Annotated in this window: 22 protein-coding genes; 11 read left to right on the top strand and 11 right to left on the bottom strand. The window is 57.3% G+C overall.

Translation table 11 applies throughout. The features are described 5' to 3' along the window. The first annotated feature begins 71 nt into the window (after positions 1-71). Positions 72-1,268, top strand: a complete 1,197-nt coding sequence (locus MXF20_RS05675) for a cupin domain-containing protein (protein ID WP_325968470.1) — start codon at positions 72-74, stop codon at positions 1,266-1,268. 132 nt (positions 1,269-1,400) lie between these two features. On the opposite strand, the gene MXF20_RS05670 is transcribed toward MXF20_RS05675, so the two are convergent. From MXF20_RS05670 to MXF20_RS05655, 4 genes are all read right to left on the bottom strand, one after another. Further along, entirely contained in the window at positions 1,401-4,481 is a 3,081-nt protein-coding gene (locus MXF20_RS05670) for an efflux RND transporter permease subunit (RefSeq protein WP_325968142.1), read from the bottom strand. Further along, complete coding sequence (locus MXF20_RS05665) at positions 4,465-5,634, bottom strand: efflux RND transporter periplasmic adaptor subunit (RefSeq protein WP_325968140.1); 1,170 nt, start codon at positions 5,632-5,634, stop codon at positions 4,465-4,467. Before MXF20_RS05665 ends, MXF20_RS05670 begins: the two co-directional genes overlap by 17 nt. A gap of 96 nt (positions 5,635-5,730) precedes the next feature. Further along, on the bottom strand, positions 5,731-6,903 hold the full coding sequence (locus MXF20_RS05660) for an ATP-binding protein (RefSeq protein WP_325968137.1): 1,173 nt from the start codon (positions 6,901-6,903) through the stop codon (positions 5,731-5,733). Further along, on the bottom strand, positions 6,900-7,595 hold the full coding sequence (locus MXF20_RS05655) for a response regulator (protein ID WP_325968134.1): 696 nt from the start codon (positions 7,593-7,595) through the stop codon (positions 6,900-6,902). Before MXF20_RS05655 ends, MXF20_RS05660 begins: the two co-directional genes overlap by 4 nt. A 125-nt stretch (positions 7,596-7,720) precedes the next feature. Between MXF20_RS05655 and MXF20_RS05650 the strand changes: the two genes are divergently transcribed. Further along, positions 7,721-8,503, top strand: a complete 783-nt coding sequence (locus MXF20_RS05650) for a MipA/OmpV family protein (RefSeq protein ID WP_325968133.1) — start codon at positions 7,721-7,723, stop codon at positions 8,501-8,503. A 59-nt stretch (positions 8,504-8,562) separates the two neighbouring features. Here the strand turns inward: MXF20_RS05650 and MXF20_RS05645 are convergent, their stop codons facing one another. Further along, positions 8,563-9,291, bottom strand: a complete 729-nt coding sequence (locus tag MXF20_RS05645) for a glucose 1-dehydrogenase (protein WP_325968468.1) — start codon at positions 9,289-9,291, stop codon at positions 8,563-8,565. A 100-nt stretch (positions 9,292-9,391) separates the two neighbouring features. Between MXF20_RS05645 and MXF20_RS05640 the strand changes: the two genes are divergently transcribed. From MXF20_RS05640 to MXF20_RS05630, 3 genes are all read left to right on the top strand, one after another. After that, complete coding sequence (locus MXF20_RS05640; RefSeq protein WP_325968132.1) at positions 9,392-9,769, top strand: helix-turn-helix domain-containing protein; 378 nt, start codon at positions 9,392-9,394, stop codon at positions 9,767-9,769. A gap of 278 nt (positions 9,770-10,047) precedes the next feature. Continuing rightward, positions 10,048-10,626 carry a YceI family protein gene (locus MXF20_RS05635; protein WP_325968129.1) on the top strand — a complete coding sequence of 193 codons (579 nt, stop codon included), beginning with the start codon at positions 10,048-10,050 and terminating at the stop codon, positions 10,624-10,626. A gap of 383 nt (positions 10,627-11,009) precedes the next feature. Next, positions 11,010-12,077 (top strand): mechanosensitive ion channel family protein, encoded by a 1,068-nt coding sequence (locus tag MXF20_RS05630; protein WP_325968467.1) that lies wholly within the window; start codon positions 11,010-11,012, stop codon positions 12,075-12,077. Between the two features lie 112 nt (positions 12,078-12,189). Here MXF20_RS05630 and MXF20_RS05625 read toward each other — a convergent pair whose 3' ends face one another. From MXF20_RS05625 to yddG, 4 genes are all read right to left on the bottom strand, one after another. Then, positions 12,190-13,485 (bottom strand): cytochrome c, encoded by a 1,296-nt coding sequence (locus MXF20_RS05625; RefSeq protein WP_325968127.1) that lies wholly within the window; start codon positions 13,483-13,485, stop codon positions 12,190-12,192. 18 nt (positions 13,486-13,503) lie between these two features. Beyond that, positions 13,504-15,279 (bottom strand): GMC family oxidoreductase, encoded by a 1,776-nt coding sequence (locus tag MXF20_RS05620; protein ID WP_325968125.1) that lies wholly within the window; start codon positions 15,277-15,279, stop codon positions 13,504-13,506. Further along, positions 15,276-16,010, bottom strand: a complete 735-nt coding sequence (locus MXF20_RS05615) for a gluconate 2-dehydrogenase subunit 3 family protein (protein ID WP_325968124.1) — start codon at positions 16,008-16,010, stop codon at positions 15,276-15,278. The genes MXF20_RS05620 and MXF20_RS05615 overlap by 4 nt, the downstream gene beginning before the upstream one ends. A gap of 646 nt (positions 16,011-16,656) precedes the next feature. Then, complete coding sequence (gene yddG, locus MXF20_RS05610; RefSeq protein ID WP_325968122.1) at positions 16,657-17,571, bottom strand: aromatic amino acid DMT transporter YddG; 915 nt, start codon at positions 17,569-17,571, stop codon at positions 16,657-16,659. A 314-nt stretch (positions 17,572-17,885) separates the two neighbouring features. Here yddG and MXF20_RS05605 point away from each other — a divergent pair, with 314 nt between their 5' ends. Further along, on the top strand, positions 17,886-18,893 hold the full coding sequence (locus tag MXF20_RS05605; RefSeq protein WP_325968121.1) for an alpha/beta hydrolase: 1,008 nt from the start codon (positions 17,886-17,888) through the stop codon (positions 18,891-18,893). 51 nt (positions 18,894-18,944) lie between these two features. On the opposite strand, the gene MXF20_RS05600 is transcribed toward MXF20_RS05605, so the two are convergent. Further along, positions 18,945-19,796 (bottom strand): Vmh family MBL fold metallo-hydrolase, encoded by an 852-nt coding sequence (locus MXF20_RS05600; protein ID WP_325968119.1) that lies wholly within the window; start codon positions 19,794-19,796, stop codon positions 18,945-18,947. A gap of 123 nt (positions 19,797-19,919) precedes the next feature. On the opposite strand from MXF20_RS05600, the gene MXF20_RS05595 reads away from it, so the two are divergent. The 5 genes from MXF20_RS05595 to MXF20_RS05575 all read left to right on the top strand — a co-directional run bounded on the left by MXF20_RS05595 (position 19,920) and on the right by MXF20_RS05575 (position 25,383). Continuing rightward, positions 19,920-20,804 (top strand): LysR family transcriptional regulator, encoded by an 885-nt coding sequence (locus MXF20_RS05595; RefSeq protein WP_325968117.1) that lies wholly within the window; start codon positions 19,920-19,922, stop codon positions 20,802-20,804. A 236-nt stretch (positions 20,805-21,040) separates the two neighbouring features. After that, positions 21,041-21,679, top strand: coding sequence for a leucine efflux protein LeuE (leuE, locus tag MXF20_RS05590; protein ID WP_325968116.1), 639 nt, complete (start codon positions 21,041-21,043; stop codon positions 21,677-21,679). A gap of 252 nt (positions 21,680-21,931) precedes the next feature. Continuing rightward, a complete protein-coding gene (locus MXF20_RS05585) occupies positions 21,932-23,380 on the top strand; it encodes an amidase (RefSeq protein WP_325968115.1) in 1,449 nt (482 codons plus the stop codon). Then, a complete protein-coding gene (locus tag MXF20_RS05580) occupies positions 23,373-24,683 on the top strand; it encodes a purine-cytosine permease family protein (protein ID WP_325968114.1) in 1,311 nt (436 codons plus the stop codon). The genes MXF20_RS05585 and MXF20_RS05580 overlap by 8 nt, the downstream gene beginning before the upstream one ends. After that, positions 24,676-25,383, top strand: a complete 708-nt coding sequence (locus tag MXF20_RS05575) for an isochorismatase family cysteine hydrolase (protein WP_325968113.1) — start codon at positions 24,676-24,678, stop codon at positions 25,381-25,383. Before MXF20_RS05580 ends, MXF20_RS05575 begins: the two co-directional genes overlap by 8 nt. Positions 25,384-25,508: 125 nt before the next feature. Here MXF20_RS05575 and MXF20_RS05570 read toward each other — a convergent pair whose 3' ends face one another. Next, on the bottom strand, positions 25,509-26,303 hold the full coding sequence (locus MXF20_RS05570; protein WP_325968112.1) for a hypothetical protein: 795 nt from the start codon (positions 26,301-26,303) through the stop codon (positions 25,509-25,511). Positions 26,304-26,314 lie beyond the last annotated feature (11 nt).

Raw genomic sequence — 26,314 nt, 5'->3', positions numbered from 1 at the left:
ATGACACAAACCATAAGAAACTGAGGAAGACAGCAGGTATGAAACTGGAAAACTTATCTCGCAGACGCTTTATGGCCTTCGCCGCCGGTGGCACCGTGGCGCTGGCAGCTGGCAAAGTCCACGCCCACGACGGCAAGGTTGCGACTTATCCGGCCAATGATCCCAACCATCCGCGCGATCCCGGCCCGCACGATCCGGTTCGCGAAGCGCTGAACCCGGATCTGGTCGATCCACCCGCGACCGACAGCGGCACGTTGCCCAACCTGCGCTTCTCGTTCAGCGATGCGCACGTGCGTAAGGGCAGCGGCGGCTGGACGCGCCAGGTGACACAGCGCGAACTGGGCATTTCCACCACTATCGCCGGGGTCGATATGCGGCTGGATAACGGCGGTATCCGCGAGCTGCACTGGCACAAAGAGGGCGAGTGGGCCTATATGCTGTACGGCAATGCGCGCATCACCGCGCTGGATACCGCAGGTGGCTGGTTTGTCGATGACGTCGGCGTGGGCGATTTATGGTATTTCCCGCCGGGCGTGCCGCACTCGATTCAGGGCCTCGGGCCGGACGGCTGCGAATTCCTGCTGGCCTTCGACAACGGCAATTTCGATGAAGACAGTACCTTTCTGCTCAGCGACTGGTTCAAACATATCCCGCCGGAAGTGCTGGCAAAAAACTTTGGCGTGCCGGCTGAGGTGTTTAACACGCTGCCGTCGCCTGCGGATGAGTACATTTTTGCCGGGCAGGCACCGGACGGCGCGGCGGCTTCGGCGGTGAAGGGCGGCACAAAATCGAAGCAGACCTTCTCGCATAAAATGCTGGCGCAAACGCCGCTGACGCTGCCGGGCGGCACGGTACGCATTACCGATTCCAGTAATTTTACGGTATCAAAAACCATTGCCGCCGCGCTGGTTGAGCTGGCGCCCGGCGCGATGCGCGAACTGCACTGGCATCCTAATAACGACGAATGGCAATACTATCTGGAAGGTCAGGGGCGGATGGGCGTGTTTGCCTCGTCGGGTCAGGCGCGTACGTTTGACTTCCGCGCCGGTGATGTCGGCTATGTGCCTTTTGCCATGGGCCACTATATCGAAAACACGGGCGATAAGCCGTTGCGCTTTCTCGAGCTGTTTAAAAGCGATTATTACGCGGATATTTCGCTTAACCAGTGGCTGGCCAGCACGCCGCCGGCGCTGGTGCGTCAGCATCTGCATCTCAGCGACACCTTTATGAACGCGCTACAGCAGGAGAAGCATCCGGTAGTGAAATAGCCAGCGGCCACGCGCAGCCGGTGCTGCGCGTGTCTGCCCTCATCCTGTCCACATCTGACGTGCATATCCCGCCCGGAACCCTGTGGATAAACATTGCGTGGCCGCGCGGCGGCAGGGCTGCGCCGCATGCGGTTATTTTCTGAGCATTAGCCGGCGCAGTGATTGTAGTTTGTCCCGACGGGCTTCTGCCTGCATCACCAGGCTCATCGCTGCGGGCAGCACGGTGAGCGTCACCAGCGTGGCGACAAGCAGCCCGCCGATAATCGCCAGCGCCATCGGCCCCCAGAAAACCTGGCGCGAGATGGGGATCATACCGAGAATCGCCGCGCTGGCGGTGAGCACAATCGGCCGTGCGCGGTGTTCGGCGGCCGCCGCAATGGCCGCGTTACAGGCCATGCCCAATGAGACATTGTTATCCGCCTCGCTGATCAGAATCACCGCGTTGCGGATGATCATGCCAGCCAGCGCGATAATGCCCAGCAGCGCCACAAAGCCCATCGGTGTGCCGGTCGGCAGCATCGCCAGCACAATGCCCGGCAGGCCAAAAGGCGCCATCAGCAGGGCCAGAAGCAGACGGGAGAAACGCCGCAGCTGCAGCATCAGCAGCACCAGCATGCAGACCAGCGTGACCGGCAGGATAGCGATCACCGACTGGTTGCCCTTGTCCGATTCAGCCACCGCGCCGTCCTCGCTCAGGCTGTAACCTGCCGGCAGCCCGGCCCTGAACCTGGTAATCAGCGGTGCGAGCCCGGCGGAGGCCGCTGCTGCGCGCAGGCCGGGCGCAGGGTCGGTTTGCACGGTGATAAACGGCAGGCGCTGGCGTCGCCAGATAACGGGATCTTCCAGCCCCCACTGCGGTGTTGCCACCTGCGCCAGCGGAATTTTTGCGCCCGACGGCGCGGTGAGCAGTAGATCGGACAGGCTGCTCAGGTCATGGCGCGCTGCAGCGTTGCCCTGCAGCACCACATCCACCAGCCGGTTACCATCGCGCACCGTGGTAATGAGCGTCCCCGACCAGAGCGTATGCAGATACTGAGCAATCAGGTCCGAAGAGAGTCCGGCTGCGCGTGCCGCCGTCTGGTTGACCTGCAATGTGATGACGCGCTCGGGCTCGCCCACGGTTTGATTGACTTCACGTGTCAGCGGTGAGGCGCCGAGCGCGGCGGCGAGCTTTTCTGCCAGCAGCTGCACTTGGCGATAATCCGGGCCGCTGACGCGATAGCGAATCGGCCAGCCCACCGGTGGACCGAGCTCCAGCGGCGAAACGCGGGTGGTGATGTCGCTGAAATCCCGGGCAAGGACGGCGTCCAGATCGTGCTGCAGCCGTTGGCGGGCGGCCAGACTTTTGGCTACCACCACCAGCTGGGCACTGTTTTCATCATCCAGCAGCACGTCCATCGGCAGATAAAAGCGTATCGCACCGGTGCCAACGTAAGAGGAATAGTGGTCGACATCGCGGCTGGCGGAGACAATTTGCTCCAGGCGCTGCACCTGACGCAGGGTTGCCTGCTGTGATGCACAGGCCGGCAGCGCCAGGCTGACAAGCAGCTCAGGCCGGTCCGACGCGGGGAAAAATTCGCCCTGCATATAAGTCGTACCGACGCCGGCCAGCACCAGCGTCAGCACCGCCACGCTGAGCGTCAGTATCCTGTGGCGAAGTACGCTGCCGAGCAGGCGTCGATAGAGCTGGCTGAGGCGCCCGTGTCCGGCGCGGTGCTGCTGCAGCCTGGCCGGTAACAGCCAGCTGCCGGTCAGCGGCGAGAACAGCACCGCCACTAGCCAGGAGCTGATCAGCGCCATCAGCACCACGGCAAACAAGGTATAGCAGTACTCGCCGGCGCTGGAAGCGGCAAAGCCGACCGGAATAAACCCGGCAATCATCACCAGCGTACCGGTCAGCATCGGGAAGGCCGTGGCGCGGAATGCCCAGGTTGCGGCACTCGCGCGGGAATCGCCGGCTTCCAGCCGCGCGACCATGGTTTCCACCGTGATCATCGCATCATCCACCAGCAGGCCCAGCGCAATGATCAGCGCGCCGAGCGAGATGCGCTGCAGGCCGATGCCGGCCAGATGCATGCCGATAAACGTCATGGCGAGCACCAGCGGGATGGCCGCTGCCACCACCAGTCCGGCACGCAGCCCCAGCGAGACAAAGGAAACCGCCAGCACGATAATCACCGCCTCGCCCAGCACGTCGACAAAACCACTGACGGCCTGTTGCACCACCGCTGACTGGTCGGCGACGCGGGTCATTTCTATGCCGTGCGGCAGCTGGCTGGCTTCGCTCTCCATACGCGCCCGCAGTGCGCGACCAAAATCCAGCATGTTGCCGGTCGCGGCCATCGACACCGCCAGTCCAATAGCCGGCTGGCCATTGACGCGGAACAGCGGGGCGGGCGGCTCGGCGGGGCGGCGTGTAATCGTGGCGATCGCCGTCAGGGGAACATAGCGATCGTTAAGGCGCAGGGTAACCGCCCGCAGGCTCGCCTCGCTGTTGAACGCGCCGCTGACGCGAAGGGCGATGTTATCGGTGGCGGTGCGCACATTGCCCGCCGGCTCGACGACGTTCTGCGCGCGCAGCGCCTCTGCTACCTGCTGCAAATCCAGCCCCATGGCGGACAGCTGGCGCGGGGAAAAGGCCACCACCAGCTGCTCTTCCTGCTCGCCCAGTAGCTGGATCTTACCCACATCCGGCAGACTCATCAGATCGCGGCGAATAGCCTCTACCCGATCCCGCAACTCGCGCGGCGAAAAACCGTCAGCGGAAAAGCCATATATCGTGCCAAAGGTATCGTCAAACTCATCGTTGACGGCCGGGCCCTGCACGCCCTGCGGCAAAGCCGGGGTCACATCCTGCATTTTTTTACGCACCTGATACCAGATGCCGGCCACCTCGGCGGGTGGCGTGTCGTCCCGCAGATTAACGAAAATGACCGTGCGGCCAGCGGGGGTTTCACTCTGCACATAATCCAGCCACGGAATTTCCTGCAGTTTTTTCTCCAGCGTGTCGGTGACCAGCCTGACCGTGTCATTGAGGCTGGCGCCCGGCCACTGCGCGGATACCACGGCGGTTTTGATGGTGAACGCCGGATCTTCGTTGCGCGAGAGTTTTTCATAGCTGACGATGCCGGCGGCCATGATCAGCAGCATGAGGAAGGCCATCAGCTGCTGCTGCTTCAGCGCCCAGGCAGAAAGATTAAACGCCGGTTTCATGCGGGTCCTCCTGGATGCCGGCAACACGCTCACCGTCACGCAGGCTTCTGACGCCCGCAGTAATGACCCGATCGCCCGGCGTGATGCCCGCACGAATCCACACCGCGTCAGCGGTGTAGCTGGCGATCTCTACGCTGCGCCGGATGACGCAGTTTTTAACCGGGTCGAGAATAAATACCGCCGGCTGGCCGGCCTGGCGGGTGAGTGCGGTGGCCGGAATCGCCATCACCGCATCGTCTGCGGTGGCGAGCGGCGGCAGGGTCACCGTGACGCTGGCACCCAGCACCATCTCCGGCGGAGGATTATCCAGTGTGATGCGTACCCGCCAGCTGCGTGTCTGAGCGTCGGCCTGCGGACTGACGTCGCGCAAATGCGCCCCGGCCACCACGGACGGGTTCTGCAACAGCGCAACGCGGAAGCGGGCACTGGCGCGCCGATCGAGGGTTTCCGGCGCGGCCACGTCAAACACCACGTCACGGCCTGTACCGGTCGCAACGGTAAATACCGTCTGACCGGCGCTGACCACCTGGCCGGCTGCGGCGCTGACGCCGGTTACCACGCCATCTTCATACGCGGTAAGCTGGGTCCAGCGCAGGCTGTCCTGGGCATTTTTCAACGCCGCTTCACTGCTCTGCCGCCGCGCCAGCGCTGCCTGCCAGTCGGCGCTGGCGCTATCCAGCTGCGCACGGGCGATGGCACCGGACGGCATCAGCAATTGCATACGGTGCAGATTAAGGGCCGCCACCTTTTCGGCCGCGCGGCTGCTGTTCAGGTCAGCCTGTGCGCTGGTCAGCTGGTTGAGCGCGCCGGGACTGTCGAGCACGGCAAGTGTCTCTCCCTGCCTGAAGCGGCTGCCGACGTCGGCGCTGCGCGTCAGAATCCGTCCTTCCAGCCTGAAACTCAGCGAGGTTTCATCGTGCGCGCGGATCTCGCCGGTCAGAGTTTGCTGCCCGGCAGCCAGGCGCGGGCCTACGGTGATGAATTTAACCGGACGCGGTGGCGGCGGCGTGGGCGTTCGCTTGCGGTCACAGCCGGTCAGCAGCATGGCCGTCAGCAACAGACAGGGCAACAGCGGCAGCAGGGAAAACAAGTGACGCGGGTTCAGCAGGTGGCGCAGACTCTGTTTGATCAGGCAGGGAAGCTCGTCGATCATGGCGCAATTCCTTTATCGGTATTTGCGCCATTACACCGTGCGATTATCAAGAATCCGGCGACGTTCTATCAAGAGCCTGTCAAGACCGCCAAAATGTCAGGCGTGGCGTGGCAATAAAATCTGTAGCTGCAAACCTCCCGCTGCCGGCAGCGTGGCGTTAATCGTGCCGCCGTGCGCGTGGCAAATGGCGCGTGCGATAGACAGGCCCAGCCCGCTGCCGCCGGAGTGACGGGCGCGTGATGCCTCGCCGCGCGCAAAGCGCTCGAACATCAGATCAAGAAATGCCGCAGGAACGCCCGGTCCGCTGTCCTGCACGACAATTGCGTAGTGATTCGCTGTGCTGTAGGTGCGCAGCAGCAGCTGGCTGCCAGTACCGGCATAGCGCAGGGCATTTTCCAGCAGGATGGTAAAAACCTGCCCGAGACGAAACGGATCGACCGTCAGCAACGTCTCTTCCGCGATCTCCACCACGGTGCTGATGCCCGCTTCATCCAGCTGCGGTTTTATCCATTGCAGGCGCTCGCGCAGAATGTCTGCCGGGTTGCAGCGCACCTGCTCCAGCGTCAGCTGGCCAGCATCCGCCAGCGACAGCAGATGCAGCTCATCGATCAGCCGGCGCAGGCAGCTCAGCTGCGCCATGATCAGCGCGAGCTGACGTGGATCCGCACTAAACACGCCATCAAGCAGCGCCTGCAGACGCACCATTGCTGCGTTGAGCGGCGATCGCAGCTCGTGCGCCATGGCGACGTGTGAAGCGCGAAGTTCTTTGTCGTAACGCGCCAGCTGTCGCGTCATGGTGTTGAAGTTGTGCGCGAACTGCGCCAGTTCCGCGGGCGCTGCCGGGGTTAACGCCGCCTGCGCACCAAAGTCGCCAGCGGTCACCTGATCGGCCGCCCGTCTGAGCTGGCTGAACTGCGCAGACAGCGGTCGCGCGTGGCGCAGCCCGAAGTAGGCAATAAACGGAATGGTCACCAGCACCAGGATGCCGACGGTGATCCAGTCTGAGGAGGCAATGGACGGATCGGAGTAGCGTATGCCCCACCAGCTATCAATGATCTGATGAAAGCGTGCGGGATCGCGTTCCGGATGCTCGCGCAGGGCGAGAAATTCACGCAGGATAGCGGGCGGCATGTGGTGCGTGATCCACAAATACTGCACCGTGAAGCGCAGCCACATGCACAGCGCAATCAGCACCACGGTACCGATGGCCAGCGTCAGGATGCGCAGGCAAAGCCAGCGCCAGAGGGTCTGCGGGGCTTTATCTGTCATGGCTGGCGAAACCTGTAGCCCACGCCGCGCACGTTGAGCAGCACGCCCGCCATACCGGCCGCCTCCAGCTTTTTGCGCAGGTTGTAGACGTGGGTATCAACCACGCGCTCCAGCGCGTCGCTGTCCGGCAGGCACTGTTCCAGCAGGAACTGGCGGCTCAGCGCCCGCACCGGCGCACGCATCAGGGTCACCAGCAGCGTGAATTCGGTCGGCGTGGTATCAATAGATATCACTGCGCCGCTTAACGGCGTGACGGTGACCGTCATCGCTTCACTATTCACTTCCAGCCCCTGCCAGCGCAGGATCTCTTCCTGCGGCGTTTTTACCGCGCTGCGCCGCAGCACTGCCTGCACGCGTGCCACCACTTCGCCGGGATGATAGGGCTTGACCACATAATCATCCGCGCCGTAGCGCAGTGCGCCGATACGATCGGGCGTATCGCCCATGGCCGTGACCATGATCACCGGCACTTCGCTGCTGCGCCGGAGTTTTGCCAGCACTTCGGTGCCGTTCAGGCCCGGCAGCATCACATCGAGCAAAATCAGATCGGGCTGCCAGCGCTGGGCCAGCTCCAGCCCGGACAGGCCATCCGCCGCAATCCGCACCGCATAGTTTTCGCGCTGCAGATAGGCCTCCAGTACCTCCGCCGCGTCAGCGTCGTCCTCAATAATCAGAATATTTTTGGTCTGCATAACTCACCTTGACAGTTTCTTCATAAATCCCTGGCTGTTTGTTGACACAGCCCCGGGATACTTCGGCTTCGCGCTGCGGCTGCCCGGGCAAGGGGCGGATAACGGACCGATAAAGAGGTGACACGATGATAACCAGAAATACGCTGTTGTACATGGCCAGTCTGACGCTGACGCTTTCCGCTGCCGCCAGGGCCGACAGCGGTGAGGCGCAGACCAGCCTGACGCTGGGCGCGGGGGCACAATTCGCGCCGCGCTACAGCGGATCGAAGAAAACGCGGGTGCAGCCGATACCGATTTTCCAGGCCCGGGACGGCGCATTTTTTGCGGATGCCCAGAAAGGCATCGGTTATGACCTGCAGAGCGACAGTGGGTTCTATCTGGAACACACGCTGGGTTACAGTCTCGGCCGAAGCGACAAAGATTCAACCTGGCGGGACGGCGCCAGCCGCCTGAAAGGCATGGGGAATATTAATGCCTCAGTGAATACCGCACTGGCGCTGGGCTGGCAGCTTACGCCGTGGCTGAGTGTTGAGGGGAAAGCGGTGCTGCCGCTCAGTGATGATCAGGGCGTTAACTATCAGGCATCCGTTACGCTGGTGCCCGTCCAGAATGACAGCGACACGGTTGCCCTGCAGACGGCGGCCCTGTTTGGCGATGCGCGTTACATGAATACCTGGTACGGCGTGAGCGAGTCCCAGAGCAGGCGCAGCCGGTTTTCGCGTTACGATGCCGCTGGTGGTTTTTACGGTGTTGCGACGTCGCTAACGTGGAGTCACCAGTTTGACGCGCACTGGGGAACGCTGGTCAGCGCCGGCTACAACTGGCTGGGCGATCGCGCGGCGGACAGTCCGATCGTATCGCGCCGTGATCAGGTCACCGGAACAGTCGGCTTTAGCTACACCTTCTGAGAAACGACTCTGTTGCTGCACAACGGTCGGCCGGCGCGCTGTGCAGCACGGAACGCCGTTTACGCTGACATGCCGCCATCAATCACCAGTTCGGCACCTCTGACGTAAACACTTTCGTCCGAAGCGAGGAACAGGGCGGCGGCCGCAACTTCGTCAGGATCGCCGAGGCGTTTAGCCGGTATCTGCGCGCTAAACGTCTGTCGCACCTCATCGCTGACCTGGTCGAACATCGGCGTGTCAGTCGGGCCGGGACTCAGCGTGTTGACGCGAATGTCACGCGGTGCCAGTTCGCTGGTCCAGGTGCGGGCATAGGCGCGCACTGCCGCTTTGCTGGCCGAGTAAGCGCCATAGCCGGGATTCGCCATGCCTCCCGCAATCGATCCCACCAGCACAATCGCGCCGCCCTCGCGCATGTGCTTTACCGCATGCTGCACGGTGAACACCATGGCGCGCACGTTGAGGCCGAAGGTACGGTCGAAGTGTTCTGCGCTGGTCTCTTCCAGGCTGGCGGGTTCTGCCACGCCAGAAGAGTTCACCAGAATATCAAGACCGCCGGCGCGGGCCTGCAGAGTGTCAAACAGATGGGCAACGTCGCTGGCACGGGTGAGATCGCCGGCTATCGCTTCGATTCGTCCACCGATGCGCGTTACCGCTTCGGTCAGTTGCGCTTCGCGTCGTCCGGTGATGAAAACGTGGGCGCCTTCCTGCACAAAACGGCGCGCGATGGCGAGGCCGATACCGCTGCTGCCGCCGGTAACAAGCGCGACTTTTCCTTCAAGTTTCATTATGGCTGCTCCAGTAGAGTAGGGTAGACGCCAGATGATACATTTCGTATATTTAGTGTCAATTACGCACCTTATCTACATTAGATATACCTAAGGAAATCTCATGGCGACTGATATCGCAGCCCTGCTGGCAGAGAACAACAGCACCCGTCCGATCCTCGAACAGGTAGCCAATAAGTGGTCAGTATTGATTCTGACCGTGCTGTGTACCGAACCCGCACGCTTTAACGCCATTAAGCGGCGTCTTGATCCGATTACCCACAAGGCGCTGACGGAGGCGTTGCGCCGGCTTGAGCGTAACGGCCTGATTAGCCGTCGCGTCATTGCTTCGTCGCCGGTAGCCGTTGAGTATGCGATTACCCCGCTGGGCCAGACGTTGCAGGATCCGTTCGTTGCGCTGGTGAAGTGGGCCCGTGAGCAGGGCGGCGCGATTGAGCAGGCACAAGTTGCCTATGATCAACGCCGCGCCAGCGAAGAATAACGCGTGGGAGCCGCCGGCTGTTCAGGCGGTTTTGAACCGTTAGATTAACATGGCTTGCCGCTCTTCTCCTCGCCCTTAAATTACCCACCTGAGAACGTGTTTATTTAATTTCATCCACAGACATTTAATTACGCGATGTCAGTAAATTTCACGTTGCGTTATTATTTATGTGCTGAAAAAACGGTTAAAAATTTTGAACGGCTAAAGCAAATGATTTCAATAACAGCTCAGCAGGTTTGCGCTACAGTATTAGCACTTGATTATTTGAGGATGTTTTCATGAAACTTTTGAAAAAAACCGCGTTGCTTTCCGTGGTGGCTTTATATGTTCCCCTTTCACATGCGGCGGCAACAGAATATAACCTTGACCCGCAGCATACTTCCGTGGTGATCGCATGGAATCACTTTGGTTTCTCTCATCCGACTGCTGATATTTCTGATGTCTCCGGTAAGCTGACTTTTGATAAAGAAAATCCGGAAAAATCACAGGTCAATGTTACCCTGCCGATGAAAACTATCGACACGCATGTCCCCGCGCTGACCAAAGAGTTTCTGGGGAATGAGTATTTTGATGTGGCAAAATACCCTCAGGCCACCTTCCACAGCACCAAAGTGGAAAGTAAAGGCGACAATAAATATGATGTGAAGGGTAATTTAACCCTCAAAGGCATTACTAAGCCGGTTGTGCTGCATGCCACCCTGAATAAGCAGGATATGCATCCTATGGTTAAGAAGCAGGCCATCGGTTTTGATGCCACTGGCGTCATTAAGCGCTCGGACTTTAAAATTGATAAATACGTTCCGGCTGTCGGCGATGAAGTCACGATCACGCTGTCTACCGAGGCGTATGCCAAATAATGTACTGCGCGCTTAACCGCGCGCATCACGCATTGGCCTGCTGCGATATCGGCGTTTTTATAGCGACGTATCGCAGCAGGTTGCCCGGATTTGTTCCCCGCCGATGTGGCGTAACAACCTGTCATTAACACTCCCTCGCCTGACATTTCAGACATTTAGCTATAACGCTGAAAAAACTGTGAATTCAAAAACTTGCGAAGGTCGCTGCTATCGGACCTGATTGTCTGCAGGTTTTTTCCCCGGCTAACCGCTGCCTGTAGGCTATATTTTCACAAACTGAAGTGCGAAATCATGCGCTTAACAGATAACCGACACGACAACGGTTACTGCTTTGGGTGACTTATCTGATAACCCCGGTTGTCAGCTGAACAGAAGGGAAAATGATGCCATTGATTCTTGGTGAGTTATCTGGCGCGCCGGCATGGGTGCCTGCTGTATTGCTCGTCACACTCTCGTTAGCGCTGGGTTTTCTGGCCCGGTTTATCCTCCTCAGGTTTATACGCTACTGGCAAAGCCGTGATCGCAAGCTGTTTAAATCGCTGGAAAAGCATTTACGTGGATCGCTGTTTCTGTTTATCCCGTTACTGTTAATCAATATGGGGATTCATTATGTCCATCTGGATCCCAACTCCCTGAGCTTTATTGCCACCACGCTGAATATTTTCATCATATTATCATTCTGTTCCATTTTTATTCGCCTGATTAACGTGGCACAGGATATGCTGTTTATTCGCTACGACATTAATCTATCGAATAACCTGCGTGCACGAAAAATACGCACGCAGCTCATTTACGTCAAAAAGGTAGCGATTGTCATTCTGGTGCTGTTTTGCCTGAGTCTGATTCTGCTTAATTTCCCTGGCGTGCGTAAATTCGGTACTACCATTCTTGCGGGTGCCGGGGTAGCCGGTATCATTATTGGTTTCGCTTTGCAAAAGTCGCTGGTCAATCTGTTTGCCGGTATTCAGATTGCGTTTACTCAGCCGATTAAAATCGATGATGCGGTGGTGGTCGAAAAAGAGTGGGGCTGGATTGAGGAGATAAACCTGACCTACGTGGTGGTGCGCATCTGGGATTTACGCCGCCTGGTATTACCGATTACCTATTTTACCGAAAATGCCTTCCAGAACTGGACGCGTAATAACGCACAGATATTGGGTTCCGTTTTCCTTTACGTCGATTACTCAATGCCGCTGGCCCCGCTGCGCGAGCATTTTGAAAAAATCCTCAATGAGACGCGGCTCTGGGATCGTGAAACTCAGGTGTTACAGGTGACCGATACCACGGAAAAAACCATGACCATCCGCTTACTGATGACCGCGCAGAACTCGCCAACGGCATGGGATTTACGCTGCTACGTCCGTGAGAAGATGATCGAATTCATTCAGCAGAATTACCCGCAAAGCCTGCCGCAGGTGCGAGCCACTCTGACCGATGCCGACAAAGCGTAGTGCAGACGGGCGATAGGGCATTGCGCGGAATGGCTCTGGCAGCAACGGATAGACGGCGTCATGAACAGGGCCCTTGTCAGGACCCTGATGAATGCGCTTTCTTCGTCAGTTTTTACTGACTCTTTTCCTTATCCGCCTCCGCTGCCTTGGGCAGATCTTTACGCAGTTTTGCTACCTGATCCGCGCTTACCGCAGGTGCCTGATTGCCCCAGCCGTTACGAATGAATGTCACCAGATCCGCCACCTGCTGATCGTTAAGCCGCCAGGCAAAATCAGGCATCGTCAACCCGATGACCGCCTCCTTCGTGACAGCCATTTTGCCGCCGCGTAATACAATGCTAATCACCGAAGACGGATCATCACTCAGGATCGCTGAATTACCGGCGAGAGAAGGGAAGGTTTTGGCATACCCTTTGCCATCCAGACGGTGGCAACCTGAGCAGTTATCCATATATAGCCTTGAGCCAGGGACACTGATGTCTCCCCGGACCAGCGCGGCAGTGGTGCTATCGGCGGGTGGCGCAGACGGCGTAACCGGTGCGGATGGCTGCAATGACTTCAAATAGCCCGCCACCGCAGCAAGATCAGCCTGACTCAAATATTGCGTGCTGTGCTCAACCACGTCCGTCATGGAGCCGAAGGCGGCTGAGGTGTTAGTGCGACCGGTTTTCAGGAATAACGCAATATCCTCCTGCGACCAGCTGCCGAGTCCCGATTTCGCGTTGCCGGTCAGATCCGGCGCATGCCAGCCCTCCAGTGTCCCGCCGGTCAGGTACGTTTTACCCTGCTGATCTAACGATTTTTCCTGATAAGCAATGCCACGCGGGGTATGGCAGGTGCCACAGTGACCTAATCCCTGCACCAGATAAGCGCCCCGATTCCACTCCGCACTTTTGGTGCTATCCGGCACGTAAGCTTTATCGTCGTGGAATGCCATATTCCACAGAGCCAGTGGCCAGCGCATGTTCAGTGGCCACGGAATATCGCTTTTTCTGTTTTCCGCGTGAACGGCCGTTACGCCATGCATCATATAGGCATACAAAGCATGCATATCTTCATCGTTTACTTTGGCATAGGCCGTGTAAGGCATCGCCGGGTACAAGTGGCGACCGTCTTTGGCTATTCCCTGACGTAATGCTTTAGCAAAGTCGTCATAGGTATATTCGCCGATACCGGTTGCTTTATCAGGGGTGATATTGGTCGAGTAAATCGCGCCAACCGGCGTCATCATTTTCAATCCGCCGGTAAAGCTCTGTTTTCCGGCAATGGAGTGACAGGCAACGCAATCTCCGGCAGTGGCAATATATTTACCCTTGTTGATGAGCTCCGGGGAAATATCCTCCGCTGCAGAGGATAACGCGCAGAATAGCGATAATAAGGATAGCCACTTCAAACAGGTCATTTTCATCTTCTTATCCTTATCCCCTTAAGCCTGAACCATTGGGCCTGGATTTTTCAGGTAAATCGTTTTGATTGCGTTCGCTGAAAACAGCGTGGTTGCACCGACGATTCCGGTTGGGTTGTAAGCATGGTTTTGTGGGAAGCAACTTGCACCGGCCACGAAAACGTTGGATACGTCCCAACACTGCAGGTATTTGTTAACCACGCTGGTCGCCGGGCTGTCGCCCATCACGGCGCCACCGGTGGTATGCGTAGATTGATATGGGCGAACATCGTAATGCGTAGATAAGTTTTTGAAGCCCATGTCGTAAGAATCTGGCCCGATAGCCTTAACGATATTTTCCGTTTTGCCCGCCATGAACTGGGTCATTTTGAGTTCATTCTGCTGCCAGTCAAACGTCATTCTTAATAAAGGCAGTCCATAACCATCGGTATAGGTTGGGTCAAGATCAAGATAACATTGCTTATATGGCATGACAGATGAACTGACGCCAATGCTCATATTATGCAGGTAGCTATCCCTGATTGATTTTTTCCAGCCGCTGCCCCATTTGGGCGCATTTTTCGGCGTGACAGTTTGCTCAATAGGTCGGGCACCGGTGACATGCGCAGAGACCGTACTGCCGCCGATAAAGCCTGCAGCAGAGTGATCAAAGTTTTCACTGTTGTAATTGTCAATGTAGGCACCGGACGCACCGGTGGCGGCAAAATGGTTGAAATAGGTATCTTTATTGAAGAACAGTTTTGCGCCGCCTAACATTTGATAGGCGTAATTCCTGCCAACAACCCCTTCGCCTGTTTCTGGGTTATAAGGCTTACCGATTTTAGACAGCAAAAGCAGCCGGATATTATGCAACTGGAATGCACTAAGAATCACCAGCGCCGCGGGTTGATCTACTTCACTGCCATTTTCATCAATGTAAGTTACGCCAGTGGCCAGTTTCCCCGTATTGTCTTTATTGACGCGGAGTACATGTGACTTACAGCGCAATTCAAAGTTATCGTATTGTTTGAGGGCCGGGATAATGGTGGTTTGTGGCGACGCTTTAGAATAGTTATAGCAACCAAATTTCTCACAAAAACCACAGTAATTACAGACGCCGAGGGCAACGCCATAAGGATTGGTATACGCCTCAGTGCAGATGGCGGCGGGACCCGGGAAAGGATTATAGCCCAGTTCTTTCGTGGTTTTTTCAAACAGCATGGCAGAATACTGGTAAATCAAGGGCTTGGTCGGGAAAGGGTTCGCTCGCTGCGCTTCAAAGGGGTTGCCACCTTCAATGATATTGCCATTGAGATTTCCGGCCTGGCCTGACGCGCCACAAATTTTCTCAAACTTATCAAAATAGGGTTCAATTTCACTGTAAGTGAAAGGATAGTCCTGCAGCGTCATTCCCTCGGGAATAAAACTGGCACCATATTTTTCCGTAATCACGGTTTTCAGTCGGAGATCCGCTTCCAGAGGACGCCACAGTAATCCATTCCAGTGAACGCCAGCACCGCCCACGCCGTCGCCGGGTAAAAAAGAACCCATGCGGCGATAAGGTAAAGCGGTATCTTTAGAGGTATGTCTGACCGTCACGCTCTCTTTTGATATGTTCTGAAAAAGTTTTAGCCTGACACCATATGTCAGTTCATCAATGATACGGGGATAGGCGAAGTCAGGGTAAGTATCGCGTTGTTCTCCCCGCTCCAGCGCCACAATTTTTAATCCGGTGGAGGCTAATTCCATCGCCATCAACGAGCCAGCCCAGCCAAAGCCAACAATAACTATATCTACAGGTTCTTTTTTAATCGTCATTTTTTTGCACCATACTTGCCAGAAATACTCACAGGGCCTAAAGGATAAGCTTTATCGGGGTTCTCCATTACCTGAATAAAGTCCGCGCGCGCGCCCGGAAAACCAATCAATTTCCAGGATGCCATGGTTTGATTACCGCCATGCACCGGATCGGCTAGATAACCTTCTTTCGTATTTTGCAGTAACTGAGAGAAAAATAACTTACCCGAAACGGAATCAAGCACGATTTTTCCGGACTCCAGTTCATGAAAAATCGCTTCCTGTTTTTCTTTGCTTAAATCAGCGAAATTATTCTGGAAATTTTCCCGGCAGTATTTGTTCAGGTTAATAATGCCCCGGCGGTAAATCTCGCGCGGTACCAGATTGGTCTGGTATCCCATCTCAGGAATCGACTCCTGAAACGGTGGGCTCATATACCACAGGTAACCATAGCCGTAAGGCAATTCCATTTGCTTATCGATGTAAACGGGCACGCCTTCACTCACCGCACCGGGGCCAAATTCGTCTTCGGGGATCAGCAGATCCGTTGCGGATAAAATAAATCGCCATTCATCATTGTTAAAGAAAACCGGAACGTAATGATAAGTCTCACTTTTTTCGTTAGCCGGAGCTGCAGAGGCCATCGTGCTCACTGCTGTGGTGCCCGCAATAGCGGTGAAGGGGATAACAGAAAGGGTTTTCTGCAGAAATGACCTTCTGGATGTTTTGATTTGTTGCTCTTTTGATTTCATTCAAATGATTCCTGAGTACAAAGACATTGCACTTTGCACTGCTTGTTTTTGCCCACCCCCCTTTCTTTCCCAGGGGAATAATAAATAACCTCAACTAATTGTTTTTCTGTATTCAATCCGCTGGGCATGCAGCAGCCCGATCTCTCAGGGATCGATGCGTGCTGTAAGCAGCCTCAATGGATAGTCGTTTCGATTTTACATGGTGAAACAGTGTTGTACCATATGAAACAAAGCGGTTTTGTCGCCCTATTTGTAACGAAGATATACATAGGTGGTAGGCAGATTGTTATCGATCAGTCGCTTTCATTAACATCCTGGACGGGCAAAATGTTCAGCAGACGTCAGGCAGCACGGTAGCGGTGGCGGGGTATTCGCGGGATAAAAAATGCCCGCAGAGCGGGCATAACAAAAAACCATGTGGAAAAATCTCGTAGCAACGCTTTAGCTGTGTGTTGCGTCACTATAGTAGCAACGAAAGTTCGCCCATGCTGATAATGTTCGATGAGTTAATTTTGTTGCCGTGATTCATCGCGCGCGTTTCCGTGCCATTCCGGTTGTTCGCGATGATTTCTCTGCGCTGTCCATGTCATTCGGCCCAGCGCGACTGACAGATAACCCGGCAAAAATTCATCGGGCGAAAGGCCGGTTATTCCAGCGTGTTGCTCTCCAGCTTACGCGTTGCAATTCCGCGCGTTGACCACCAGCAAAGCAGCGAACCGAGGCAAACCATCGCCGTGCCTTGCCAGAACGAAAACGTCAGGCTGGAGTGAAGGATAAACGCGGCTAACAGCGACGAAAGGATAGGGATAAAGTAAGACGCTGCGGCTAACAGCGTGACGTTGCCGTGCAGAATACCCACGTTCCACGCCGCATAGCCGAGCCCCATCGCCATCGCAGCCAGCGCCAGGCTGATGCAAGCCTGCAGTGAAAACATCACCGGCGGTTGCGGTGAAAACAGGGTCTTCAGCCACAGCGTCAGCGCCGTCAGGATGAAAAACAGCGTGATGCCGTTACTGCCTTTGGCGATGTTTTTCGTCACCACACAGTAAACCGCCCAAATCATCGCGCCGCTCAACGCCAGACCATAACTGAGCGGATTATCCATTACGTTATGGATCATTTCGTCCAGCGAAAACCCCTGATCGCCGCTCAGCACCCGGCATATACCGGCGACGGCCAGCAGCACGCCGGGAAGGATTAACAGGCTGGTCTTTTGTCGGTTGACGAGCACCGTTAAAACGATGGTCATCGCTGGCCACAGATAATTGACCATGCCGACTTCAATCGCCTGATGGCCGCTATGAGTGAAACCGAGCGACAGCGACAGACAGAGCTCGTAGCTGACAAAGAGCAGGCTGCCAATGATCACATAGCGGCGGGGAAACTGGCGCAGGTCTGGAAAACCCACGGTAACCAGCAACAGCAGGGCGCTGCCGCTGTAAATCAGTGCGGCGCCCATCACCGGACCAAAACCTTCGCTGACGCTTTTTATTAATCCCACTATCGTGCTCCACAACAGAATGGCCAGCAGACCAGTCAGGGTGGCTTTACTCTGCAGCATTGCCCGTTACCTCAATGTATGAAAAATCCCGGCGTGCTGGCCAGTGTGGCTGCTGCCAGGGGCGCAGACAAGAGCAAACTGCGCGTTGCCGATATACGCACCGCTAAAAGTGAATTCTCTGCGGTGTAATTAACAAAAAATATCCATATTAAAATCAATCGCATACGATAATTTCGCTAAACCCGGCATAAAAATAACTTGCTATTAAATAGCGCACTATATAAATTCAGACCCAGTTCAGAACACGGCCTCCGGGTCACAAACATTTAAATAGTGCGCGATATAATCGCAAAAAACTTTAAAGGAGTAACACCATGAAATTACAACACTCTCTGTTGGCCGTGGCGATGGCGACTGCGTCTGTTAACAGCTTTGCTGAGGCGCCACAACCTGAACGTCACGTGCAGCAATTTTTACAGGCGCTGAACAGCAGCGGCGGCAAACCGATTGAGCAACTGTCGCCGCAGGCGGCGCGGCAGGTACTGATTGATGCGCAGAAGGGGGTAACGCTGCCGCCGGCCGACGTCACTGAAAAAACCATTCAGGTAAACGGCCAGCCCATTAAGCTGAACATCGTAAAACCGCAGGGCGCGCACGGTACGTTGCCGGTATTCATGTTCTTCCACGGCGGCGGCTGGATCCTCGGTGATTTCCCGACCCATGAACGTCTGGTGCGCGATTTAGTGGTGGAATCAGGTGCGGCAGCGGTATTTGTCAATTACACGCCGTCACCCGAAGCGCATTATCCGGTAGCCATCAATCAGGCTTATGCCGCGACACGCTGGGTGGCAGAACACGGTAGTGAAATTGGGGTAGATGGTAAACGCCTGGCGCTGGTCGGTAACAGCGTCGGCGGTAACATGGTGGCGGCGGTTGCACTGCAGGCAAAACAGCAGCAAACGCCAGCGATTCGCTATGACATCATGCTGTGGCCGGTGACCGATGCCCGCTTTGATACCGCTTCCTATCACCAGTTTGCCAACGGTTATTTCCTGTCGCGCAACATGATGAAATGGTTCTGGGACGCCTACACCACCAAACAGAGCGAGCGCGACAATATCCTGGCTTCACCGCTGCGCGCCACCAAAGAGCAGCTGCAGGGCTTACCGCCGACGCTGATTCAGACGGCAGAACTGGATGTGCTGCGTGATGAAGGTGAAGCCTTTGGCCGCAAACTGAATGCCGCCGGAGTGGATGTCACCGTGACGCGCTACAACGGTCTGATTCACGACTACGGCCTGCTCAATCCGCTGAGCGAAGTACCAGCGGTCCGCACCGCGATTCGCCAGGCGGCGGAAGAGTTGAAAACCCATCTGCAGTAAGCATCAGGCCAGGCGCGGCAGCGTCTGGCCCTTTTTTTCACCGGCGAGTCATTACCACTTCATCTCACCGGTATTCACCTTCGCGCTCAGCTCAAGCGAACTCTCATCGGCCAGCGTCGGCCATGCCTGTTTCATCGCCTGGATTACCGCCGTCGAACCCTTGTGCTGTTGCAGCGCCCGCTCAAAACTTTGCAAATAATCCAGGGTAAAGGTGACCGCCTTATCGCCCGCCGGACGCGCACCCAGATAATGGCCGGGGATCACCACCTGCGGATTTAACTGCTGCATTTCACGCAATACCTGACGCCACTCAGCGCGACTGGCTGCGGTCTGCGTGTCCGCAGTCCAGACGTGAATGCCGGAGGACACCACGGTGCCACCCAGTATTGCCTTACTGGAAGGAATCCACACGTAGGCTGATTTTTCTGCAGCATGGCGCAGTTCGATGCGCTCACCATCGACACTGAACCGCGTCTGGTGGGTAATCTGCGGCACATACAGCTGGTGCGGCGCAGCGCCGTTCATCTGCGGTCCCCAGTACTGCAGCTTGGCGTCTTTGGTCGCTTCGATATGTTCCACTACCCGCGGCGAGGCGACAATTTTGGCCTGCGGAAACGCCTGCACCAGCGGCTCAAGACCGAAGTAGAAATCCGGATCGCCCGAGGTGATCACGATGTGGGTCAACTGCTTGCCGCGCGCTTTAATCAGTTCCACCAGCTTTTCACCATCTTTGGGGCTGAACTGCGCATCAAACAGAATCGCTTCATGCGGACCGGAGACCAGCGTCGACGAGACCGGGAAAATTCCCTGTTCCTGTGGGTTATACACGTCTAACTGCAACGGGGCGGCAAAAGCCGGCGCGGCAGCTAAGGTCACCAGCAGCGCGAGTGATTTCATCTTCATGGCATCTTCCTTTTTACGGCAACGTGCCGTCACTGAAAGACGCTATTGTAAGCAAATCGCCAGCTGGCAGAATTCCCGCAATCAGATATGATCAGTTGCATAAAACGATCAGATGGAGCCTGCATGGACAGAGTGACGGCAGCGCGGGTGTTTAACCGCATTTGTGAGCTGGGGAGCCTGAGCGCGGCGGCGCGCGCGCTGGATATTTCGCGTCCGATGGTCAGTCGCTACCTGGATGAGATGGAAAAGTGGGCGGGCGCACGGTTGCTGCACCGGTCATCGCGTCGTCTGACTATCACACCGGCGGGCGAGCAGATTTTGCATAAGACACGCGCGCTGGCGCGTCTGGCCGACGAGATTGAACAGCAGGGTGATGATGGTCAACCGCAGGGCACGCTGCGCGTGGCCTGTGCGCATTCAACGGCCACCCATATTCTCGGGCCAATGATTCCGGCGTTTCTGGCGCGTTATCCGGCGGTGCGCATCGAGCTGGAGATCAATAATCAGCCGGTTAGCCTGGTGGGCGAGCGCATCGATGTGGCCATCCGTATTACCGACGATCCGGAACCCGGTGCCATTGCCCGCCGGCTGGGTGAATGTGCCTCGGTGGTGTGTGCCGCACCCGCCTATTTAACGCAGCGGGGCGAACCGCAAACGCCAGCGGATCTGACGCAGCATAACTGCCTGCACTACAGCCGTTTTGCCGGGCAGCGCTGGCAGTTTCGCGATCCGCAAGGCGAGGCGGTTGCTGTGGTGGTGAGCGGCAATTTCAGCGCCGGTATTTCATCCGTATTGTGCGATGCCGCCATCGCCGCTTGTGGTGTGGCCATGGTGCCGGAAATGGAGGCACGCGCGGCGCTCGCCAGCGATCAGTTACGGAGCGTCCTGTCTGATTTTCAACCGCGCACCTTAGGCATTTATGGCCTGTATATGTCGCGCGAACGCCAGCCTGCAGCACTGCGCGTGTTCCTGGATGCCGTGGCGCAGCAGTTGCAGACGCTGTCATGATGCATTTGTGACAATGTCACTGATTAGCAAAGCGATGCCAGCGACGGGTTGCGCCTGGCCCGCTGTATTTTTTGCGTAACACCGCTGCACAACGCACATCGTCGCGTGAAGCGACATCGCCAGTGAACTGCTGCTACTATGCGCTGCGCCGCAGCAAAGTACGCGGCGGATTCCACTTTCAATGAATAATCAATGCGCTGGGTTTTCGCTGGCCAGCGGCATGGGGTAGCAGCGTCATGTTTCACGATTTAGGCATCATCAACCTCTGGACTTTCCTGGCGGGCGCGCTGGTGATCATTTTATTACCGGGACCCAACAGCCTGTACGTGCTGCGCACCGGGATGAGTCGCGGCGCAAAACCGGCCTGTCAGGCGATTGCCGGGGTGATGGCGGGCGATTTGGTGTTGATTTTTCTCGCCTGGGCGGGCGTTGCAACGCTGATTCGCACCAGTCCGCATATCTTTATGGTGGTGCGCTACCTCGGCGCCATGTTCCTGCTGTATCTCGGCGTGAAAATCATCATCGGCGCGCTGCGCAAACGCACCGGCGGGCAACCGGCTGAAGCGGTAAAACAGGAAAACTATTTTCTGCGCGCGCTGCTGCTGGGTGTGACCAACCCCAAGGCGATTCTGTTTTACGTTTCCTTCTTCATACAGTTTATCGATCCGCGCGTAACCCATACCGCACCGGCGTTTGCCACCCTAGGCGCGCTGATTCAGGTGATAAGTTTCAGCTACTATTCTCTGCTGCTGGTGGCTGGCGCGGTGATGGTGCGCTATCTGCGCAGCCGCACTCGTCTGGTTAAGCTGGCGAATATGCTGACCGGTATGCTGTTTTTTGGTTTCGCCGTGCGACTGGTCAGCGCACAAAGTTAACCCTTCAGATTCACGCCAACTCTTCAACAACGCCGCCGGCGGCTGCACGCTAAAATGGCAAAAGCTGATGCAGCGGTGCGCACAGATTGTGCGCGCTGCCTGCTTCCGCACGTCCGCCGCATCCATAAGTATTCCATCTTGTATCCCAGACCGTATCCCATCTGGCCCGGCGCATAACGGCCGCGCACATCACGCTATTCTGGCACGTAAACTGCACCACTCCCGTCAGCTAATTACCCCGGGAGAACGATCATGTTTGAAGCACTGCTGGACGAAGATGCTACCCAGCTGGCGGCACGGGTGCGCGATGGCGAGATCTCCGCGCGCGAGTTAACCCATGCGACGCTGGATCGCCTGGAACAGCGCGAACCGCTGATTCAGGCCTTCTGCACGCTGACGCCAGAGCGGGCGCTGGCACAGGCTGAGCAGATCGACCGTCGCCGTGCACGCGGCGAGGTGCTGGGCGCGCTGGCGGGCGTACCGCTGGCGGTAAAAGATCTGATCTGTACCGCCGGTGTCAGAACCACGTCAGGGTCGGCCGCCTACGCCGATTTCATTCCCGAAGAGGACGACATCACCGTTGAGCGCCTGTTGGCGGCGGATGCCATCCTGCTGGGCAAAACCACCGCGCCGGAATTTGGCTACAGCGGCGTCGGCCATAATCCGCTGTTTCCCTCACCGCGTAATCCCTGGGATGTGAGCAAAACGCCGGGCGGATCGAGTGCGGGTTCCGGCGCGGCGCTGGCGGCGCGGCTGTGTCCGATTGCGCTCGGCAGTGATGGCGGAGGATCGGTGCGCATCCCGGCGGCGCATTGCGGTGTTTATGGATTCAAGGCTTCGATGGGACGGGTGCCGCTATGGCCGGGCTGTCGCGATGAGCGTTATCCTGGCGTCTCCAGCTGGGAATCCCTTGAACATATCGGTCCGATGACGCGCACCGTGCGCGACAGCGCGCTGATGATGTCGGTGATGGCCGGTCCGGACATGCGCGATCGGCACTCCATCCCGTGCAGTGATGTTGACTGGCTGGCCAGCCTCGTCCGGCCACTGCAGGGGTTGCGCATCGCGTTCAGCGCCGACTTTGGCTATATCGCCGTCGATCCGGAAGTGCGCGCCGTGGTCACCGCGGCCGCGCGCCGTTTCGCTGTAGAGTTAGGTGCGGAGCTGGAGGAAGTCGATCCTGGCATTGCCGATGAGAGCGCCAGCTTCGCTGCGCTGGTGGCGTTCGAAAGCGATCTCAGCGGCATGCGCCAGATGCAGAGTCAGCTGGGTACAGCGATGTCACCGCACCTGAGCGCCATGCTGCAGCGCGACTGGCGCGCAGAGCATTTCACCGACGCCAACACCACGCGCAAAAAGCTCTGCAACCAGCTATGGCGCTTTATGCAGCGCTACGATCTGCTGTTGTCGCCGACGCTGGCGGTGCCGCCGTTTGCGCTGCACATGCAGGGCCCGGAGGTCATTGATGGCCGCATGGTGCGCAGCGATCACTGGCTGTCGTTCTGCTTCCCGTTCAATTTTACCGGTCAGCCTGCCGCCTCGGTGCCCGCCGGCTTCACGGCCAGTGGTCTGCCGATTGGCATGCAAATCGTGGGTCGTCATCTGGACGATGGCCTGGTGCTGGCGGCCAGTGCCGCCTTCGAGCGCATCCAACCATGGAATCATCATTATCCTGCTGCTATTGGAGTTCTCCATGAGTAACAAATCTTCCCCTGCGCTGGAGCAGGAGTTCGAACATGAACCGGTGCCGCTAAGCCATCGCCACTCAACCGGTTCGGTATCAGCGGTGTGGTTTGGCTTTCCGATGATCCTCACCAATGCGCTGTTTGGCGGCATCATTACCTGGCATCTTGGTTTCTGGCCGGCACTGCTGGCGATTTTGCTCGGTAACCTGGTGCTGTTTGCCTATGTGGGTGCGCTCAGCTGGTTCGCCGGGCATACCGGCATGAACTTCGCGCTGCAGGCGAAGCGGACCTTCGGCACCAAAGGCTATATTCTGGTGTCCGGCTTTCTCTCCACGGTGGTGATTGGCTGGTACGCCTTCCAGACGGGCCTGACGGGCACGGTGATCAACCAGACCTTTGGCTGGAATGCGCTGGCGGTTACCGCGTTTGCCATGGTGCTGTATACCGGTGTTACCTTCCTTGGAGTGCGGGCGCTGTCGGTGCTGGGAATGATTGCCGCGCCGCTGTTTGTGGTGCTGGGGCTGGTGGCGCTGTGGCTGGTGAGTAAGGATCATGATTTCACGATGCTGACGCAGTGGCAGGGCAGCCCGGCAGCCGCTGGTGCCATGAGCATGGGCACGGCGGTCACCATGGTGATTGCCGGCTTCGCCGATTCTGGCACCATGACGGCGGATTTTACCCGCTGGTCGAAAGACGGCAAATCGGCGGTGATCGCCGCATTTTCCGCATTCCCGCTGGCAAATGTGATTTCCTATCTGTTTGGCGTAGTGATTGTAGCGGTCGGCGCGGCGGTCGATCCGCTCAGCAACGGCGGCAACTTTCTGCCGCTGCTGATGGGGCACGGCATGCTGCTGTCGGCCATCGCCTTTCTGTTTGTATTTATCAACCTCGGTTCGGTGTGCACGCACTGCCTGTATAACGGCGCGGTGGGTTTCAGCCATCTGTTCAGCAGCAAAATGCGCCTGTGGACGCTGATACTTGGCGCCATCGGTGGCGTGCTGGCGCTGGCCGGCGTGTGGTCCTGGTTCCTCGAATGGCTGAGTCTGCTCGGCATGGTGGTGCCGCCGTTTGGCGCTGTGATGATTGTTGATTTGATCTTTATGGCGAAAATCAGCGAACGGCGACAAACCCGACGCCTGCGCGGCAGCGCATTCGCCGCCTGGGCCATCGGCAGCCTGTGTGCGGTGATTGCCCACCTTGAATTCCCGCAGTTTGGTGAAGCGGTTATTGGTCTGGTGGCAGCGGCAGTGAGCTACACGCTGATCGTGAAATGGAAACCGGAAAGCAGCGCGGCGGTAATGGAGAAAAGCAATGCCTGATTATATCGTTGATTCAACGCCTTATCCGTGGCCATTTGACGGCAACTGCACGGTGCAAAACACCGCGCTGCTGGTGATTGATATGCAAACCGACTTCTGCGGTAAGGGCGGTTATGTTGACACCATGGGTTACGACATCTCTCTCACGCGTGCGCCCATCAAGCCGCTGCAGCAGGTGCTGGCGCACATGCGCGCATGCGGCTTCCCGATCATCCATACCCGTGAAGGACATCGTCCGGACCTGAGCGATCTGCCGGCCAACAAACGCTGGCGATCGCGGCGGATGCAGGCGGAGATCGGTGCTCCCGGGCCCTGTGGTCGCATTCTGGTGCGTGGTGAGCCGGGCTGGGAAATCATTCCCGAGCTGGCACCGTTACCGGATGAAGTGATTATTGATAAACCCGGCAAAGGCTCTTTTTATGCCACCGACCTTGAGCTGATTCTGCACAGTCGCGGTATCCGCAATTTGATCATCAGCGGTATCACCACCGACGTCTGCGTGCACACCACGCTGCGTGAAGCCAACGATCGCGGTTTTGAATGTCTGGTGCTGAGCGACTGCTGTGCGGCGACGGAGTTGAAACATCACGAGGCGGCGCTAAGCATGATCCACATGCAGGGCGGTATTTTTGGCGCGGTCGCCGACTCGGCAACGCTGCTGGCCGCGCTGAACAGCCCGGCAGCGGCGCGGGTGAGCTAATCCGGCAACGGACGCCAACGGCGGGCTGGCCAGGCGTTGAGGTGCCGGGCCAGCCAGAACCGAACACCAACCCTGCGTAGGCGTGATGATGCAGTCTGACCGGCACCCGCCGGTCATGACCCCCCTCAGCCGACATTGCCGGCAATCGTCAGGTAGTCGGTATACATCTGCGGTGCGCCGGAGAACGAGGCCATGGTGCGCCATTCATCATACATACGCTCACTCTCCTGATGGTTTTTCACAAACGTCAGCGATTTTTCGGTTGAGACGTCCATTGCCGGATGGAAGCTGTTGAGCGAGTCGAGGCTCTCGATCACCAGCATCACCGCATACTGCTCACTTCGATTACCGCCGGTGCCTTTCAGCATATGAAACTTCCAGCCGGGATAGTCATCAATGCGCGCAACGTTCTCAATCATGAAGCGATCAAAGTCGGCGGCCGTCACGCCAGCGCGCAGCGCCAGATGATGAAAACCGACCACGCGCGCCACGGCAGGTTGGGCATCGGGCTGAAAGTTTGGGCCGGGCGGCAGTGAGCTGTGGCGGTTTTCTGCCAGCAGCGAGAACGTGGAAAACAGCGTCGGTAACTCCCCAAAGGTGGCAAAGTTCTTCCACTCTTCAAGCACAGCACAGGCCTCGGGTCGCTGTTGCCAGAAGGCGACGGCCTCGGCCGTGAGTTCACCCGCCGGTGTGATATAGCGCTCATAGTCTGCCTGACTGGGTGCCTGATACACCATCAGATATTGCTCCTGACGTTCGCCGCGCAGACCTTTTAACAGCGTCCATTGCCAGCCAGGATAAGCAGGAATCTGCGTGCCGCGCGCCCGGAGAAAGGCTTCAAACGTGGTGGCATTAACGCCTTTCTTCAGATTGAGCCCGACATAATGCAGGCTGAACACCGGTTGTGTTGAGGTTGTCATAGAAACTCCTT

Origin of the sequence: Pantoea dispersa (assembly GCF_035783935.1) — a bacterium.
GTDB classification, from domain to species: domain Bacteria; phylum Pseudomonadota; class Gammaproteobacteria; order Enterobacterales; family Enterobacteriaceae; genus Pantoea; species Pantoea dispersa_C.
This window is presented reverse-complemented; position numbering and strand designations above follow the sequence as displayed.

What these genes read in the sequence shown, in the direction of transcription:
- leuE (WP_325968116.1), top strand. Translation starts at nt 21,041, where the DNA reads ATGTTTCACGATTTAGGCATCATCAACCTCTGGACTTTCCTGGCGGGC.
- MXF20_RS05635 (WP_325968129.1), top strand. Translation starts at nt 10,048, where the DNA reads ATGAAACTTTTGAAAAAAACCGCGTTGCTTTCCGTGGTGGCTTTATAT.
- MXF20_RS05600 (WP_325968119.1), bottom strand. Translation starts at nt 19,796, where the DNA reads ATGAAGATGAAATCACTCGCGCTGCTGGTGACCTTAGCTGCCGCGCCG.
- MXF20_RS05640 (WP_325968132.1), top strand. Translation starts at nt 9,392, where the DNA reads ATGGCGACTGATATCGCAGCCCTGCTGGCAGAGAACAACAGCACCCGT.
- MXF20_RS05620 (WP_325968125.1), bottom strand. Translation starts at nt 15,279, where the DNA reads ATGACGATTAAAAAAGAACCTGTAGATATAGTTATTGTTGGCTTTGGC.
- MXF20_RS05575 (WP_325968113.1), top strand. Translation starts at nt 24,676, where the DNA reads ATGCCTGATTATATCGTTGATTCAACGCCTTATCCGTGGCCATTTGAC.
- MXF20_RS05595 (WP_325968117.1), top strand. Translation starts at nt 19,920, where the DNA reads ATGGACAGAGTGACGGCAGCGCGGGTGTTTAACCGCATTTGTGAGCTG.
- MXF20_RS05660 (WP_325968137.1), bottom strand. Translation starts at nt 6,903, where the DNA reads ATGACAGATAAAGCCCCGCAGACCCTCTGGCGCTGGCTTTGCCTGCGC.
- MXF20_RS05625 (WP_325968127.1), bottom strand. Translation starts at nt 13,485, where the DNA reads ATGAAAATGACCTGTTTGAAGTGGCTATCCTTATTATCGCTATTCTGC.
- MXF20_RS05585 (WP_325968115.1), top strand. Translation starts at nt 21,932, where the DNA reads ATGTTTGAAGCACTGCTGGACGAAGATGCTACCCAGCTGGCGGCACGG.
- MXF20_RS05650 (WP_325968133.1), top strand. Translation starts at nt 7,721, where the DNA reads ATGATAACCAGAAATACGCTGTTGTACATGGCCAGTCTGACGCTGACG.
- MXF20_RS05670 (WP_325968142.1), bottom strand. Translation starts at nt 4,481, where the DNA reads ATGAAACCGGCGTTTAATCTTTCTGCCTGGGCGCTGAAGCAGCAGCAG.
- yddG (WP_325968122.1), bottom strand. Translation starts at nt 17,571, where the DNA reads ATGCTGCAGAGTAAAGCCACCCTGACTGGTCTGCTGGCCATTCTGTTG.
- MXF20_RS05675 (WP_325968470.1), top strand. Translation starts at nt 72, where the DNA reads ATGGCCTTCGCCGCCGGTGGCACCGTGGCGCTGGCAGCTGGCAAAGTC.
- MXF20_RS05630 (WP_325968467.1), top strand. Translation starts at nt 11,010, where the DNA reads ATGCCATTGATTCTTGGTGAGTTATCTGGCGCGCCGGCATGGGTGCCT.
- MXF20_RS05655 (WP_325968134.1), bottom strand. Translation starts at nt 7,595, where the DNA reads ATGCAGACCAAAAATATTCTGATTATTGAGGACGACGCTGACGCGGCG.
- MXF20_RS05615 (WP_325968124.1), bottom strand. Translation starts at nt 16,010, where the DNA reads ATGAAATCAAAAGAGCAACAAATCAAAACATCCAGAAGGTCATTTCTG.
- MXF20_RS05570 (WP_325968112.1), bottom strand. Translation starts at nt 26,303, where the DNA reads ATGACAACCTCAACACAACCGGTGTTCAGCCTGCATTATGTCGGGCTC.
- MXF20_RS05665 (WP_325968140.1), bottom strand. Translation starts at nt 5,634, where the DNA reads ATGATCGACGAGCTTCCCTGCCTGATCAAACAGAGTCTGCGCCACCTG.
- MXF20_RS05580 (WP_325968114.1), top strand. Translation starts at nt 23,373, where the DNA reads ATGAGTAACAAATCTTCCCCTGCGCTGGAGCAGGAGTTCGAACATGAA.
- MXF20_RS05605 (WP_325968121.1), top strand. Translation starts at nt 17,886, where the DNA reads ATGAAATTACAACACTCTCTGTTGGCCGTGGCGATGGCGACTGCGTCT.